The 16,497-nt window shown below is 40.0% G+C and carries 18 protein-coding genes and 1 other annotated feature; all 18 genes read right to left on the reverse strand.

Features of this window, described 5'->3' with window-relative positions:
* Positions 1–89: 89 nt before the first annotated feature.
* The 18 genes from EUBREC_RS14275 to EUBREC_RS14365 all read right to left on the reverse strand — a co-directional run bounded on the left by EUBREC_RS14275 (position 90) and on the right by EUBREC_RS14365 (position 16,495).
* The gene (locus EUBREC_RS14275; protein ID WP_012743936.1) at positions 90–728 is read right to left on the reverse strand and encodes a hypothetical protein; all 639 of its coding nucleotides are present in this window, start codon (positions 726–728) and stop codon (positions 90–92) included.
* 17 nt (positions 729–745) lie between these two features.
* The gene (locus EUBREC_RS14280; protein WP_012743937.1) at positions 746–1,117 is read right to left on the reverse strand and encodes a matrixin family metalloprotease; all 372 of its coding nucleotides are present in this window, start codon (positions 1,115–1,117) and stop codon (positions 746–748) included.
* Positions 1,118–1,131: 14 nt separating this feature from the next.
* On the reverse strand, positions 1,132–1,926 hold the full coding sequence (locus EUBREC_RS14285; RefSeq protein WP_012743938.1) for a hypothetical protein: 795 nt from the start codon (positions 1,924–1,926) through the stop codon (positions 1,132–1,134).
* Positions 1,923–2,471 carry an RNA polymerase sigma factor gene (locus EUBREC_RS14290; RefSeq protein ID WP_015568589.1) on the reverse strand — a complete coding sequence of 183 codons (549 nt, stop codon included), beginning with the start codon at positions 2,469–2,471 and terminating at the stop codon, positions 1,923–1,925. The genes EUBREC_RS14285 and EUBREC_RS14290 overlap by 4 nt, the downstream gene beginning before the upstream one ends.
* Positions 2,472–3,445: 974 nt before the next feature.
* Positions 3,446–4,000, reverse strand: coding sequence for a GNAT family N-acetyltransferase (locus EUBREC_RS14300; RefSeq protein ID WP_012743942.1), 555 nt, complete (start codon positions 3,998–4,000; stop codon positions 3,446–3,448).
* Positions 4,001–4,163: 163 nt separating this feature from the next.
* Positions 4,164–5,144, reverse strand: a complete 981-nt coding sequence (locus EUBREC_RS17820; RefSeq protein WP_167527332.1) for a transposase — start codon at positions 5,142–5,144, stop codon at positions 4,164–4,166.
* 330 nt (positions 5,145–5,474) lie between these two features.
* Positions 5,475–5,624 carry a GNAT family N-acetyltransferase gene (locus EUBREC_RS14310; RefSeq protein ID WP_012743944.1) on the reverse strand — a complete coding sequence of 50 codons (150 nt, stop codon included), beginning with the start codon at positions 5,622–5,624 and terminating at the stop codon, positions 5,475–5,477.
* Positions 5,625–5,676: 52 nt separating this feature from the next.
* On the reverse strand, positions 5,677–6,525 hold the full coding sequence (locus EUBREC_RS14315) for an HD domain-containing protein (protein ID WP_022293834.1): 849 nt from the start codon (positions 6,523–6,525) through the stop codon (positions 5,677–5,679).
* Positions 6,501–7,034 carry a 2'-5' RNA ligase family protein gene (locus EUBREC_RS14320; RefSeq protein WP_012743946.1) on the reverse strand — a complete coding sequence of 178 codons (534 nt, stop codon included), beginning with the start codon at positions 7,032–7,034 and terminating at the stop codon, positions 6,501–6,503. The genes EUBREC_RS14315 and EUBREC_RS14320 overlap by 25 nt, the downstream gene beginning before the upstream one ends.
* Positions 7,035–7,115: 81 nt before the next feature.
* Entirely contained in the window at positions 7,116–8,084 is a 969-nt protein-coding gene (locus EUBREC_RS17825) for a hypothetical protein (RefSeq protein ID WP_012743947.1), read from the reverse strand.
* A gap of 392 nt (positions 8,085–8,476) precedes the next feature.
* The gene (locus EUBREC_RS14330; protein WP_012743949.1) at positions 8,477–9,340 is read right to left on the reverse strand and encodes a hypothetical protein; all 864 of its coding nucleotides are present in this window, start codon (positions 9,338–9,340) and stop codon (positions 8,477–8,479) included.
* A gap of 21 nt (positions 9,341–9,361) precedes the next feature.
* On the reverse strand, positions 9,362–10,801 hold the full coding sequence (locus EUBREC_RS14335) for an alanine/glycine:cation symporter family protein (RefSeq protein ID WP_012743950.1): 1,440 nt from the start codon (positions 10,799–10,801) through the stop codon (positions 9,362–9,364).
* Positions 10,802–10,973: 172 nt separating this feature from the next.
* Positions 10,974–11,180, reverse strand: a complete 207-nt coding sequence (locus EUBREC_RS14340; protein ID WP_012743951.1) for a hypothetical protein — start codon at positions 11,178–11,180, stop codon at positions 10,974–10,976.
* 59 nt (positions 11,181–11,239) lie between these two features.
* A complete protein-coding gene (locus tag EUBREC_RS14345; protein ID WP_012743952.1) occupies positions 11,240–11,788 on the reverse strand; it encodes an NUDIX hydrolase in 549 nt (182 codons plus the stop codon).
* Between the two features lie 32 nt (positions 11,789–11,820).
* Positions 11,821–13,842: a methionine--tRNA ligase gene (gene metG, locus EUBREC_RS14350; protein ID WP_012743953.1), complete on the reverse strand. Its 2,022-nt coding sequence runs from the start codon at positions 13,840–13,842 to the stop codon at positions 11,821–11,823.
* A 212-nt stretch (positions 13,843–14,054) separates the two neighbouring features.
* Positions 14,055–14,299: a binding site (T-box leader), on the reverse strand.
* A 120-nt stretch (positions 14,300–14,419) separates the two neighbouring features.
* Entirely contained in the window at positions 14,420–15,013 is a 594-nt protein-coding gene (locus EUBREC_RS14355) for a DUF5028 domain-containing protein (RefSeq protein ID WP_012743955.1), read from the reverse strand.
* Positions 15,004–15,648 (reverse strand): ABC transporter ATP-binding protein, encoded by a 645-nt coding sequence (locus tag EUBREC_RS14360; RefSeq protein WP_012743956.1) that lies wholly within the window; start codon positions 15,646–15,648, stop codon positions 15,004–15,006. The genes EUBREC_RS14355 and EUBREC_RS14360 overlap by 10 nt, the downstream gene beginning before the upstream one ends.
* A gap of 1 nt (position 15,649) precedes the next feature.
* On the reverse strand, positions 15,650–16,495 hold the full coding sequence (locus EUBREC_RS14365; RefSeq protein ID WP_012743957.1) for a hypothetical protein: 846 nt from the start codon (positions 16,493–16,495) through the stop codon (positions 15,650–15,652).
* Positions 16,496–16,497 lie beyond the last annotated feature (2 nt).

A 16,497-nucleotide genomic window follows, 5' to 3' on the forward strand; every position in this document is an offset into this window, starting at 1 on the left:
CCTAAAAATAACTTCGGATCGCATTGATCCGAAGTTATAAGTATCATATAGCTATCGGAAAGCATTCTTACATTTCCTGCAATTTTAATTTATTTTGCCTCATAAGAAGAAGTAAACCTAGTCCGTCCAGAATCGACTTGATTATTATACGCATCTACAATGTCGCTATATTCCGTTGAATCGCTAAAAGGAGCAATATCGCTTGTATTGTCAGATACACTCATGTTAGAAACAGGACCGGAAATTAACAATGACCCGTCCGGCTGGGCATAAGCAAAAAAGATATATTCATTTCCTACAACCGGAAGCTCATCACCCTCATAAACAAAATATTGTGAGCCATCTTCCGAAAGTCCGCCAGATTTTTGAATCGGGATAGCCGTGTCAGTAACTAAATTGCCTTTGATATTTTTTGTGACGTTCACAGTATAATTTGTGTATGGGCCGGAAACTTCACGAGTCTTTCCATCGTCTGTTTCAACCGTAACAGCATCTTTATAAACAGTACCTTCTTCACTTGCGACCGTACCAACGAATACATAATCAGCATCGCCTACAACTGCATTCAGATCGCTATAATCAATCGAAAAAGTACCTCTCAAATATGATGTCTTAATTTCGTCAGAAGTTGAAGGTTTCGCAATGCAAAAAAACAGCACACCAATAACCAGCAAAATCACAACAGCTCCGATAAAAATACCAATTTTGGTTTTAGACTGAAATTTCATAGATCTTCCTCCCTTCTTTAATATCTTTTATAACTTGCGTCATAGGAAGCCTTGTCGTTGGCAGAAAGACTTGTTACTGAGCTTACATACGCATACATAACATCGCCTTTCGCATTATGAGCTAATCCTAAGGCATGACCCAACTCATGTGTGCATACATTCCGTTTCTGAGCAGATGTAAAATTATCCATCTGATATGTATTGAACTTAATTGTACCAGCCGAAGAAGTAACTCCAGCAGTTGAGCTTACCTCATTGTAATCAGAAATGGTAACATCGTTAATCGTATTCCAAGCGTCTTTGCGAATAACACCAGATTTATAATTATTCCATGTGCTTACGGCAGAATTAAATTGAGTTTGGTAAGATGTACTCCCTTTCCAATCCATTTGACTTTTCCTCTCTATTTACTAAGATTGATAGTGCCTTGTTTCAATGTTAAATAATCGGAAGTTGCGCTAATAATATATAAATTGTATTCTCCCCCCTCTCTAACTTTTAATTCGTAACTTCCGCTTAGACTTCCAAAACTTTCTCCGTCATACATAACCCCATCTTTAATATATCCTATAACCAGCGCCTGATTAGAAACCGCATCTGACTCATATTTTTCAAACGAAAAGGTTAATATATCCCCTGCTTTACAATTCCAACCTGCATAATCCTCCAGATAAAATACTGCCATACTTCCGTTAGTCATAATAATTTCAGGTGTCGTATCATTCTCCACCTTAAACTCAGAAACAGATAATGGCAGCACAATATTATCATCTGCGACACTCTTTATAATATGGCTTTCAGTTATAGCTCTTCCCTCAGCATTCCCTATATCGCTTTCTTCACCATGCGTAACCTCCGGTTCCGAATTATCTATGACTTCTTTTCCGATCAATCCTTCGTTTTCATCTGTAACTAATTCCGCACCAAACAGCCCATTAATCCATTGAACCAGTTTCTCTCCTGTCGCTGCATTGGCAATTCCTCCTGTTGTAAAAAGAATGATACTTACCGCCATTGCAGTTGCAACGCGAGCCAACCGTTTACGGCTATGTGCGTTACTTTCATTAAATAGTTTGATCTTCTTTTGTGAGGAAATATCGCTTTTCTTTTTTTGCTCTAAACATTGTGCAGCCTCTAGGATATATTTATCGTTAATTTCATTCATTGCATAAAAAATATCTGATTTCAAAGTTTTCATAAATACTTCCTTTCCGCTAATTGTTCTCTCAGCTTTTTTCTTGTTCTAAATAAGATTGTTTCGACTTTGCTTTTGCTCATATTACAACATTTCATAATCTCTTTTACCGACATAAAGTACCAATATCTTAATACAAAAACTTGTCGATGAGGTTTTTGCAACGATTCCAAAAAATCCTCAACAATATCTTTCAATTCATTATTTTCCCAATTTTCTCCTCCCACTTTCGCCAGATAATTACTCAATTCCTCATATGGCAAACACATATCTATATCTCTTTTTGCCGCATGAATATGTTCATACTTTTTTAGCGCCTGATTCCTTGCAATTTTTAAAATATAAGCTTTCAAGTTATCTGGTGTTTTTGGGGGAATCGTAAACCAGACACCTAAATATGTATCATTTGTACATTCTTCAACATCTAACTGATTCTTTATCAGCTTGCCAATTATAAATGATACAAGTTTCCCATATTTCTTCTCTGTTTCTAGCAATGCATCCTCAGATCGGCAATTATATAGTTTAATTATTTCTCTATCGTCCATTACAACTCTTCCTTTATTTATTAAGTACGGATTCGATCCCTTTTGCTTGCAAGTTATAAAACTTTTTGCTTTATTTTTTTTATTTGTCATTTCAGCTACACAGAATATAGCTTTTGATGTTAACAGTGCCTAACCCTTTCCATGCTGGTGTTTTAATAAAAAAGCCAGAGGTCAGTGTCTCTGGCAAAATGTATATTATATTAAGTTTGCTAAGTTCGTCCAATTTGCATCATAACCCATTATGGACATGATATCTGTGGCTGAAATGGTATGTAACTGTTTTTGAAGTTTGCCAAAAGCAGTTCTCATAGATGAAATAAAGTCCTTTAAGTCGGATTTGCTTAGTAATAGCGCAAACATTATAGCTATGGCGTATGCATCATTAGTTCCATAAGTATAGGCGCCATCTTTGGCACGTACAATCCCTAAAACGGAGAAATTTTTAATACTTTTTGTATGATTTATCTGCCATGGTACCTCCTATATATAAAAAGCCCCCGGGTCCGAAGGACACCGGAGGACAAACTGGCAATCTCTTGTATAAGTATTATACTACACATTGGCAAAATGTCAATGACACTATGCTGATTTGGTGTGGATCGCATCGTGCAGTCCAAATTTTTCAATTTCACTTTATTAACCTGCTATTCCAAAAACAATTCAAACCCATAACAGCTCTACAAAGAAACAAGGACATTGATATTTACTATCAACATCCTTGTTCTAATTATTACACCATCTCAGGAAGTTTGTAGCCTAATTTTTACATTGCGTCTGCGAAGTCATCTAATGACATACTTACTCTACTTGCGCCTACCTCAGGTTCTAATATACCATCCTGAACAAGTGAATATATTTCAAGGCATCTGCCTTGTTGTATTCCTTCCTGTATGCCAAGCTTTTTATGATCATCCTATGCCTTACACATATTTACCACATCTTCCTTTTCATCATACTTAATATCAGTTCTTGTCTCAATATAACCTATCACCTGCAATAATTGCCCATAAAGCAGTATCGATATACTCACCATTTTTATAGTATTTTTGTCTGGCAATGCCTTCTAACACCATGCCGCATTTCTTTAATACCGCAGAGGAAGCATCATTTCCATAGAATACTTCTGCCTGAACTCTGTTAAATCCAACTCTATCAAAGGCATAATCTAAGACAGCCTCCAATACTTCTGTCATAATGCCTTTATTCCAAAATCCGGGAGACAACATATAGCATGTATCACACATATGACATGCTTCTTCCACATTTCCCAAATTAATTGTTCCTATCAATTCTCCCGTTTCTTTCCACTCAATTACCCAATGAAAATATGAATCCGACTCATAATTAGATATCCAATGCTTTACCTTGTCCCTATATATTTCTATGTCATCAACAGGATTAAATGGATAGTATCTGCAAACTTCATCATACTTAGCCCAATTTTCATACATCATAGTATAATCGGATAGTTTGATTCTTCGTAAAAAGCATCGTTTTGTTTCAAAATTCTGTGTGCCTATATAATTCATAAATTATTCCTTTTCATATTCAAAATAAATTCCTGCAAATATCTATTAATCACCTGCATGGCAAAATATACAGATACAAGATACATCTACTGCCCCTGTCATATAAAAATCATGCCCCAACACAAATCAGTTGGGGCAATTTCTATACTTTTAAGCTATTATACTACACCATCTCAGGAAGTTTGTAGCCTGCTTTTTGCATTGCGTCTGCGAAGTCATCTAATGACATACTTACTCTACTTGCCCCTACCTCAGGGTCTAATATACCATCCTGAACAAGCGAATATACTTCAAGACATCTTCCTTGTTGCATTCCTTGTTGTATTCCTTGCTTCATCCCCTCCTGAATGCCAAGTTTTTTATGATCATCCCATGCCTTACACATATTTACCACCTCTTCCTTTTCATCATACTTAATGTCAGTTCCTGCAAATAGATTGATAGCCGCAATCGTCTCAACGTCAACCCTTGTAAAGGTTTCGTCTTTTGTAATTAAATCATTCAGCTTTCCCTCATCTGAAGCATTTTTTAGCACTTCAAACAGTGGTCTCAGTCCTGTTTTGAACTTGGAAAAATCCGTAATCTCCAGTGGATTCAACAGATTAATCCTGTAATCGTTGATAAATGGCCGAAATCTCTCGTCCATATGAGGCATCATCTCAACAAGACTTCTTGGACCATCCCAGTTTTTTGTTCCAAGATATAATGTAATTGTAATCACCGGTGTCAGCCTATCCTCAAGTGTAAACCCTGATAAAAACTCATCTGATGATTTATAATCTTTGTTTTTCTGATGTTGCTTCTTCGCCTCGTTGACCTGTTCTCCATAATTCATGGCATCATAAATCATGGTCTTAACCGGCATCGAATAATGAACATCTGTCTGTGCCTCTATCCCCATCAGTACGATGTATACTGATTCTGTATATTTTACAGACACCCCCTTTAGCAAATCTCTCCATTTCTGCTTAACAATCTGCTTCCTATCAATACCGAAAACTGATAACACCTCTGTGGTGTCACATTCCTTTAAATTCTCCGGTTTGATAACCTTCTCACCGTCAAACAATACATAATTGCAGATTTCACTGAACCTCGTATTGTCTGACAAATACTCCTTCGCCTTCGAGTCCTTTGTACCCAAATTAACCTCCTCTTCTTGTGTGAGCAGGAAAATTCGAAATCGAATTAAAATACTGTATGCTAATATAAAAGCCGGCAAAATCCCCACACCCCGCTTTTCTCGCAATGTTTTCACATCTGACATTTCAATTTTCCTGCTATTAACTGGTAACATAAAGCATTGAAAATTTCCATGTCTTTGTCGAAAAATGCGAAGTGGTCTGCCCTCTTCAAAGTGATACACACCGGAAAAATATGCTGTGGTGTCGTATTTACAGAAATATAATGCTTTGAGTTGATTGTAGCACACAGAAGTAAGCTTGTCATTATATTTTTATATTTCAGCTACCTGCTATTCCAAAAACGACTCAAACCCATAACAGCTTTTCTCAAATCCATACTTCTCATAAAATGTATGTGCAGCTTTTCGAGGCATACCTGAATCCAATATGATTGCCTTGCAGCCACGCGCTTTGGCAAGCTTCTTAACATGATCAACCATCAGCCTGCCATATCCCTTTCCCCTATATTTTTCATCTGCCCTGCATTAGTCACTATAATGGTTTGACTGACGCCACATATTCGTTTAGCTTCGCTCTTATCTCTTCAAACTGCTTTCCTGTAACCTCATTATCCGACTCAAATGCCATCATTTTGTCAAGATATCCACGCTCATTTGCTATCTGAAGACTGATAGGATAAACCAGCTCAAATGTCAGTGCAATATGCCCTGCCACATGGTCTACCACGGTCTTTTTGCAGGAACGAAGTACTGCGTGCCTCTCATCAAAGGCTGCCATAACCTCAGGACTCACCTGCGAATTTTTCAGTTCCTCCGTTGTCACATTATATATATCCTCTGCCGGAGTATCTACATTTACCCTGAAAATATCCACCTTATCAGCATCCCTTAGTATATTGCAAAACATAACCGTATACTCGTCAAGCCTCTCATCTATCCTGAAAGCGCTGTGATTTCTTATCGCATTTTCAACAATTGTGCCGTATTTATCATCATGAAATCCATCCACATATGTGTCGATAAGTCCTTCCTTAAACAGCAGGTCGGCTCCAAAATTGGCATGATCAACAGACAGTGCATCGTTAAATGTGTTATAGCACTTAATCTGTTCAAATCTTCCGACATCATGCAGCATCCCTGTGAGCCATGCCACATCTGTCTCATATTCATCAAGCTTTAAATTCCTTGCTATCAGCTCGCAAAGCTCCGCTACCCTATAGGTATGGTCTATTTTAAGCTTAATCTTTGGGTCTGTGGCATTATATCCTGATGTGTACTCTGCGAATGTGTTTTTTACTCGTTCTCTATCTATTATCATGTTTATTATCCTTTCAAAAAACCGGTTTATCTGTGGCTTTATTGCTGCTGTTTTAACTCCCATCGCACCACATCTCTATGTGGATTAACTCTGGCAAGTCCAATCTCCGTAATTGCCGCTTCAAAAGGCACAAAGCTTTCCTGCATTACTGAAAATGCCATCTGCATCTGTTCCTTTGTCAGTGTCTTTCCAAGTGTAATATGTGGCAGCCAGCTCATTGGCTTGTAATATCTGCTCACTGTAGATTCCGGAATGCTTTTCACCTCATCAAATACTTTTTCCGATAAATCCTGTAAATATCCGTTAAGCACCGGCGTGGCATAAAATACATATGGCAGCAATTGTCCAACTGACACAATGCTAATCGTCCCATTAAACAGTGAATTTCGCAGATTATCCATTGCTCCCAATAAAGCATTTTCACTTCGGGCTTCTATTGCCGATATCGTCATGTGTGGCGGTACATTGTTATCCACCATGAATGAATTACCTGTTTTCTCAGCTATTTTATTTATATATCGTTGTAAAATATGAACTGCCGTCTTGTCAAAATATACAGATACAAGATACATCTACTTTCCCCTGTCATATAAAAATCATGCCCCAACACACATAGGTCGGGGCAATTACTGTTATACTTTTAAGCTATCAAACTACACCAATTCAGGAATTTTGTAGCCCGCTTTTTGCATTGCGTCTACGAAGTCATCTAATGACATACTTACTCTCTTTGCGCCCACCTCGGGCTCTAATATACCATCCTGAACAAGTGAATATACTTCAAGGCATCTTCCTTGTTGCAGTCCTTGTTGTATCCCCTCCTGAATGCCAAGCTTTTTATGATCATCCCATGCCTTACACATATTTACCACCTCTTCCTTTTCATCATACTTAATGTCAGTTCCTACAAACAGATTGATAGCTGCTACTGTCTCAACGTCAACCCTTGTGAAGGTTTCGTCGTTTGTAATTAAATCATTCAGCTTTTCCTCATCTGACGCATTTTTCAATAACTCAAACAATGGCCTGAGCCCTGTCTCGAACTTGGAAAAGTCTGTAATCTCCAGTGGATTCAGTAAATTAATCCTGTAATCATTGATGAATGGGAGTATTCTTTCATCCATCTGTGGCATCATCTCTGCAAGGCTTCTTGGCCCATCCCACTGTGTAGTTCCAAGATACAGTGTGATTGTAATCACCGGTGTCAGCTTATCATCAAGTGTAAAGCCTGACAAAAACTCGTCCGAAGACCTGTAATCCTTATTTTTCCGGTGGCGTTTCTTTGCCTCGTTGACCTGCTCTCCGTAATTCAATGCATCATAAATCATAGTTTTAACAGGCATCGCATAATGAATGTCTGTCTGCGCTTCTGCTCCAATTAAGATAACATACATTTGCCCTGTATGCTTCACGGAAACACTTTTTAGCAAATCTCTCCATTTCTGCTTAACAATCTGCTTCTTATCAATACCGAAAACTGATAACACCTCTGTGGTGTCACATTCCTTTAAATCCTCCGGTTTGATAACCTTCTCTCCGTCAAACAATACATAATTACAGATTTCACTAAACCTCGTATTGTCCGACAAATACTCCTTTGCCTTCGAGTCCTTTGTACCCAAATTAACCTCCTCTTCTTGCGTGAGCAGGAAAATCTGAAGTCGAATAAAAATACTGTATACTTATGCTTTCCACGTATATAATGTGTACAATAATCCCTTATATAAAAGCCGGCAAAATCCCCACAACCCGCTTTTCTCGCAATGTTTTCACATCTGACATTTCAATTTTCCTGCTATTAACTGGTAACATAAAGCATTGAAAATTTCCATGTCTTTGTCGAAAAATGCGAAGTGGTCTGCCCTCTTCAAAGTGATACGCACCGATAAAAATTTGCTGTGGTGTCGTATTTACAGAAATATAATGCTTTGAGTTGATTGTAGCACAGGGAGGACAGTTTGTCATTAAATTTCTCAGAGTTTCTTATCTTTGGGAATATTCATAGTTCCTGTTCCTATTTATCCTTTCCTCTCCTCATCGCTACAGCTCCCGGCGATGATATCGCACTTCCCAATACAAGCTTCACCAGCCAGATAAAAAATACTATCACAAGTACAGGAATAAGACACGTTGTAACTATAAGCACTGCCAGTCCATCAATGAACTTGTTGACCATGTTCTTTACACTATCTGCCGTAACTGACAATGTATTTTTCACACTGTTTACCGCATCCTTCGCCTTATCTATAAAGCTGCTTTCAGAGTCCTTACTCTTCTTGCTATCCTTATCATCATCCTTTGATGCTTCTGATTCATCCGCTAAATCATTTGCCTCATCGATTGTCGCATCAATTGACTCCTGATATGTACTGTAAATCATTTTTGAGACATGCACGCTTACCGGAATAACCGCATATATTGCCAGACCAAAAATGAATATTTTTACACCTATTTTCCAAAAGAGCTCCTTTTTGCTTCCAAAATATACTGCCAACGCGAGCATTGATACCGGAATAAGCCATTTGAAAGTCAGTGCGCCCAAAATAGTCAACAGATATTTTTCAAGATATATTGCTGAAACAACAATCAGAAAATATCCTGCCAGATCCATTAATTTATTTGCAACAGGAGTTCCGTCGTCTCCCGGTGCTAATGTAATAAGTGTTGAAACTGCTGTAGCACTTGCGCTCAGCTCCAATGCAGTTGTTTTCTTTTCATCGAGATACTTTATAGTTTCTTTGTTTATTTTTGACTCAGGCGATGAGTAGCTTTTTGCAAGTCCAAAAAATGAAATACCTGCAATAATTATACACACTATAATTGCAACTACTCTGAATAGCAGGCTTCTTTCAAACGATGAATCAATTTTATTTTCCATAATGACTTATACCTTCAAATTCTATAAAAATGTTCTTTTTGCCTCTTCCCGGCTATTCTTCAAGGTAGATGCAGCTCCCTCTCCTGCTAAATATTCCTTCACCAGCTTTACAACTACACCCGAAAGCAAAAATACCGCGATAAGGTTTGGTATGACCATAAGGCCATTGAAGGTCTCCGCTATGCTCCACATCAGTCCGAGGTTCATTGTCGCACCGACTATCGCAACAAGCGAATATACTACCATGAACAGCTTATTTGCCTTAGTTCCGAATAGGAACTCTATGCATCTGGTTCCGTAAAGTCCCCAGCCTATGATGGTTGAAAATGCAAAACAGCACATGGCAACCGCTGTAAAGATTGATACCCAGCCGCCGTAGGTGGATGTAAATCCGCTGATGGTAAGCTCTGCGCCTGCTGCTTCTCCATAGCCCACAGAAACTCCGCTGCAAAGTATGACAAGCGCTGTGAGTGTACATATCACGATAGTGTCCACAAACACCTCAAATATGCCAAAGAAGCCCTGCTTTACAGGCTTTTTGGTGTCTGCACAGGCATGTGCGATAGAGCCTGTTCCAAGACCTGCTTCGTTTGAAAAAATTCCTCTGGAAACTCCCTTTTTCATGCTCATAAAAAAGCTTCCTACTGCTCCGCCTGTCACTGCTGACGGATTGAACGCGCCCTCTATTATGGCTCCGAATACACCCGGTATAGCTTTAAAGTTGATGATTACTACTCCAAGTGCCAGCAGAATATACATCACTGCCATAAATGGCACAAGCTTTTCAGTAACCTGGCCTATACGCTTGATTCCTCCAAGCAGAATAAGCGCAATAAGAGCGGCTAGCACTATTCCTAATATGAGATTGAGCGTAGATGCCGATTCTTTTGAAATTATATCGTAATTATATAAAGCTGAATCAATCGCTGTGATTATGGTGTTTACCTGTGTAGCGTTTCCTGTACCGAACACGGTGAGCACGCCAAACGCTGAGAACAGATATGCCAGCCAGTGCCAGTGCTTTTTAAGACCGTTTTTAATATAGTACATAGGGCCGCCTACCAGGTCGCCGTTTGCATTTCTCTCGTGAAAATGTACAGCAAGTGTGACCTCCGAGAACTTTGTGCACATGCCCAGAAGTGCTGAAATCCACATCCAGAACACCGCTCCCGGTCCGCCTATTGCGATGGCTCCCGCAACTCCTGCCACATTTCCTGTACCGACCGTCGCCGCAAGTGCCGTACACACTGCCTGAAACGGTGTGAGCGCTCCGTCGGATGCCTCACGTTTTTTGAGCATCCTGCCAAGCGTAACCTTCATCGCATACGGAAACTTTCTAATCTGAATAAATCCCGTTCTGAAGCTCAAAAGCAGCCCGACACCTATGATACATATCATCGCAGGCACGCCCCAGATAAAATTGTTGACCACGTCATTGACTTTTTCTATTACTGATAACATCTTTTTCTCCTACCTGAATTTAGTGTAACGTATAAAGTATAACACGGTTTGTACAATTTTTTATATATTTAATTTCATTTTTTTGAAGTTTTTCTTTATAAAAAACACCCGGATATAGCAATTTATCTATATCCGGGTGTTTATTTTTGTATAATATATACAGGATATCCCTCTACAGTCCCTGTGTCATCTTGTAATCTATAAGTGTCATAAGCGATTCTGACTCGATGGCGAGCTGCTCACACTCCCCAATCCACTTGTCATAGGCTTCACTCGCCTCATCCTCCGGCTCCTTTGCTTCGAGCGCCTCCATCATGGCATTGACCTCGGCAAATTCTGCCTTGATATCCTCTAAGAGAGAGTCTTTTGTTGATTTCATAGTATCCTCCCAATTTGATTTAACGTAAAATATATTTTTATGATTATTTCACAAAAATTTCATTCTATAAAGTGTGGCTCAAGCATCTCAAGCTCAGCCACATCTATGCAGTTTGGAATCGTGCCGTCTATCACGTCCTGCTTACACTCTGCGTAGTCAAACCACTTTACAGAGTCGATTTCCTCCTTCTGCACTGTGATATCCGCTTCGTCCACATCGAGCCACAAAAGAAATACCTTGCTTATCTGGTTGTCCAGGAATCTTTCTCCGTGAAACACCTCGTCTGCATGGTGTCTGTGCAGTCCACAATCGATAAGCTGTTTGGGCTCTATTGTCAGGCCCAGCTCCTCCCTAAGCTCTCTGAGCGCAGACGGTATATAGTCCACACCGGCCGGTATGTGTCCCGCACTTGATATGTCGTAGCAGCCCGGAAAGGAGTCTTTTTCCATGCACCTTTTCTGCAAAAGTATCTGTATGGAATTTCCACGGCGTCTGACTATCCAGACATGCGCAGTCCTATGAAGTATATTGTTTCTGTGCGCCTGCTTGCGCTCTACGGTCTGTCCTGTTGGATTTCCCTGCTCGTCCACTATATCAAAATATTCCATATGAGACTCCTTTCTTGTCGCTTACGTCCGGATCACTCAATAGGTGCTCCTGCCGGCATTGGCTTCTCCGGTGTCAGGAGTGCGAGATTGCCCTCTGCATCCTCTGCGCACAGAAGCATTCCCTCTGATAAAACACCTGCGAGCTTAGCCGGTTTTAAGTTTACGAGAACCATTACCTTCTTGCCTACCATCTCCTCAGGAGAATAGTACTTTCTGATACCTGATACTATCTGCTTTGTCTGGTTTCCAATCTTTACCTGTGAGCAGAGAAGCTTCTTTGACTTCGCAACTGCCTCACATTTTATGATTTCACCAACCTGGAACTGAAGCTTTTCGAAATCATCAAATGTGATTTCTTCCTTTGCTTCCACATCCATCGGCTCAAGGTCTGCACCATCTGCGGCATTTTCACCTGCACCACAGCCACATGCTGCCTTACCCTCAACTGCAGCAAGCTTAGCCTGCTCAGCCTCAAACTCTGCTTTCTGTACCGCCTGGATTTTCTCTACCTCAGGCATCACATCCTCTGCCTTTAATCTGCCGAAGAGGATCTCAGGTTTGTCTGTAACCTTTGTGCCGCTCTCATAAAGACCAAATTTGTCAAGGTCATCGAACTCACGGAGTGTTGTGTTAAGCTGTGCCACAATCTTTTCTGCTGTCTCAGGCAGGAATGAATGAAGCAGGCTTGCTCCGATTGTGATAGACTCTGTGAGGTTGTAAAGCACCTCAGCAAGACGATCCTGCTGTGCCTCGTCCTTTGCAAGCACCCAAGGTGTTGTCTCGTCGATGTATTTGTTGCAGCGGCGGAAAAGTGCGAATACCTCTGTGATGGCATCTGCCACACGAAGTCCTTCCATTTTCTTTGCCACTTTATCTCTTGTGCCGGTAACAACAGCCTTAAGATCTGCGTCAATGGCAGTCTGATCTGCATCGCCTGTTGCGCCTGTGCTCTTTACGATGCCGTCAAAATACTTATTGCTCATGGAAACTGTTCTGTTTACAAGGTTTCCAAGTATGTTTGCAAGGTCTGAGTTGAATCTCTCGATTACAAGATCCCATGTGATGATTCCGTCGTTCTCGAATGGCATCTCATGAAGCACAAAGTAACGTGTGGCATCCACGCCGAAAAGCCTGACCATATCGTCTGCGTAGATAACGTTTCCTTTTGACTTACTCATCTTGTCACCGCCCTGAAGCAGCCATGGATGTCCGAATACCTGCTTTGGAAGCGGAAGGTCAAGTGCCATAAGGAAAATAGGCCAGTAAATAGTGTGGAAACGCACGATATCTTTTCCGATAAGGTGCAGATCTGCAGGCCAGTTTTTCTTGAAAAGCTCTGATGATCCGTCAGGATCGTAACCGATTTTTGTAATATAGTTTGTGAGGGCATCAAGCCATACATACACTACATGCTTTGGATCGAAATCTACCGGAATTCCCCAGCTGAATGATGTTCTTGATACGCAAAGATCCTGAAGTCCCGGAAGCAGGAAGTTGTTCATCATCTCGTTTTTCCTTGAAACCGGCTGGATGAAATCAGGGTGTGTGTTGATATAGTCGATGAGTCTGTCTGCATATTTGCTCATCTTGAAGAAGTATGCCTCCTCCTTTGCAGGCTGTACCTCACGTCCGCAGTCCGGGCATTTTCCGTCCACGAGCTGTGACTCTGTCCAGAATGACTCACATGGTGTACAGTAAAGTCCCTCGTATGAGCCCTTGTAGATGTCGCCCTGATCGTAAAGCTTCTTGAAGATTTTCTTTACACATTTCTCATGGTCCTCATCTGTTGTGCGGACAAAATTGTCATATGATGAATTTACCAGATCCCAGATTCTCTTTACCTCACCTGAAATCTGATCTACATACTCCTTCGGTGAAATTCCGGCTGCCTCAGCCTTTTCCTGGATTTTCTGTCCGTGCTCATCTGTTCCTGTCTGGAAATATACGTCGTATCCCTCTGCTCTCTTGTATCTGGCGATTGCGTCTGCAAGGATGATCTCATATGTGTTTCCAATATGAGGCTTGCCTGATGTGTACGCAATGGCTGTTGTCATGTAATATTTACCTTTGTTTGCCAATTTAGTTTCCTCCTGTTTTTAATGCTTCGCACATATAGTCTTCTATAATGCCGTATCACATACAGTATATTCCTCAGAAAAAATACTATATTTATTTCCTCAGAACAACTATATGCTCTCCGGCAATTCAATATATTACGTGCGAAGCCGTAATAATAAAACAAAACGCCTCCTCAGGAGAAAACTCCCAAGAAGACGATTATATCGTGGTACCACTTCTCTTCACACAGCTATCAAAATCATCTAGCATCTTTTGCCGGCTCTGCTGCGCCTCTTTCCGCTATAACAGGCGGTTCCTGTCAGTATCTAGCCAATGGTTCGATACTGCTGCTCCAAAGCCATGTTCCTCCTACTTTAGGTCATCCCCTCTCAGCCTGTGTGGGATTTCTCTGTAAATCTGCCATAAAAGTACTCTCTTTTTCGTCGCTTTTATCTCATACATTTCTAGAGTAGCATGTGGCTTTTAAATTGTCAACTGTTGTAAATCAACTTTTCTTTTACCAATCTTTTAAAATGCATTCTGTACTTGTAACTGCAAAATAATAGAGCAGGCTCACCCTGCTTTCAATAGCTTTCTATTTGGAAACTCAGAGATTTCCAGCATTGGTGCTTTTTTCTGCATATCCTCTTTTGTACAGCCCTCAGTCCTTGTAATAGGATAAGGCAGCTCAAATTCCATGCTTGTTCCCTTTCTAAGTGAAAACGATGTTCCCGGCATATCAGGGTACATTGTGCAAAAAACATTCTCACTCACAAGTGCCATATAATTATCGCCCATAAGACTATAGCGATCCAGCATCAGCCCGCCTTCCTCTCCAAGGTCGCAGTCTTTATTATAGATACGAACCTTTAACAGACAATAAAATGGAGTATTTTTTACTGTTGCTTCATCTGCCTGCCCCATATTATAACGCTCATAAAGTTCTCTTGTATCTACTACCTCATAGCCCAGAACCTGTACAGCATATCCGTCGATACACTCTTCAACAGTATCCACATAATCATTTCTAAAATCTACAGTTTCTCCCACATCATATATGTATACCGGCACTCTATCAGCATTTTTATTAACCACAATTACACGAGCTGTATACAGAATAAGCAAAATTAACCCGCAAATAATAAGCACTCTTTTTCTCACCCGCATATCCTGCCCTCCTTAAGTTTTACAATTTCATCAGATAATTCCTCCAATGTCTGCATATCATGGCATGAAATGATCACAAGTGCTCCCCGCTCTTTCTGTTTTCTAACAACTGATTTAACCATTTCCTTTCCATCATCATCCAGGGCATTTGTCGGCTCGTCTAATACTACGATATCGGGATTTCCAAGAACTGCTGCCGCAATCCCCAGTCTCTGTTTCATTCCAAGTGAATACTTTTTATATTTTTTCCTTCCCGCCTGCCCCAGTCCTACATCATCAATTAATCCACGTATTTCATTCTCCACGCTCTTTTTATCCACATTACCATCCACTTTTGCAAGAAGCTTTAAATTATCCTCTCCGGAATACATATCCAAAAATGCAGGATTTTCCAGTAAAAATCCAATACTCTCCGGAAAATCTATATCTTTTCCAAGTTCTTTGCCATCAATACACACCTTGCCACTCGTTGGACGGATCAATCCGATAAGTGCTCTCATAAGCATTGTCTTTCCCGAGCCGTTTATTCCCTGAAATCCATATACTTTTCCTGATGACATATCCAGATTTATATCCTCAAGCACTATACTTTTATTGATTGTTTTACAAAGCTTTTCTACCTCTATATGTGCCATTCTAGTTTTCCTCCTGAATAATGTTATACTTTTTGAACCTTATCACACCCACTATAACTGTTATAAATATTATCAAACACATAGCAGGGATTGCCACTTTGCAATCTATACCATCCTCATTTATCCACAAATGCCTTATCAGCATTGCATAATTTCCAATAACAAACAGGCTTTGAAAATATGCTGACAGCAGCAAAACCATGCACATTACCATAAAACTGTATATCGGCTTAAGCCAGAGTCCCAGTGCCATTTGTATCTGACATATTGCTACAGATAACATAAACACCATTACTATATCTCCAACCGGCATTATTGCATCTGGCTTAAGTGACGTATCTGCCCCCAGATTAAAAAGAACAGTCTGCATATCTGTATTTACCTGCATTCCGGACTGTATGCCGCTTATACTGCAAAAAGACAGAATTAATGTAAAAATTATCCCAAAGAAAATAATATTGCAGAGCAGATTCCATATACATTTTGACAGCCACCATTTCACACGGCTTTTTCCCTTTATCAGAAGCTTATTTCCGAAACCGCATAAATTATTCATGGGATAACTCAGAGTCACAAAAAGTATCATTACAAAAAGCAGCATCCATGTCACTGGAAATTGAAACACATTTTCCATAGACATTTTATATTTTTCCATACCACCGAAATTATATAGCAGAACATCTCCCATATGCTTTTGTGTACTTATACCATACTGCGCATACGAATTCATTTTCTGCCACAGCATAAACAGTACAGCCATTTCAAATATAACCGGAAACAATAATAATTTCAGGTTTTTTATGCAGCCATATTTTATGTCATAACATAACAATTTCCACATTTTCATAT

The sequence above is a fragment of the Agathobacter rectalis ATCC 33656 genome (assembly GCF_000020605.1).
Classification (GTDB): domain Bacteria; phylum Bacillota; class Clostridia; order Lachnospirales; family Lachnospiraceae; genus Roseburia; species Roseburia rectalis.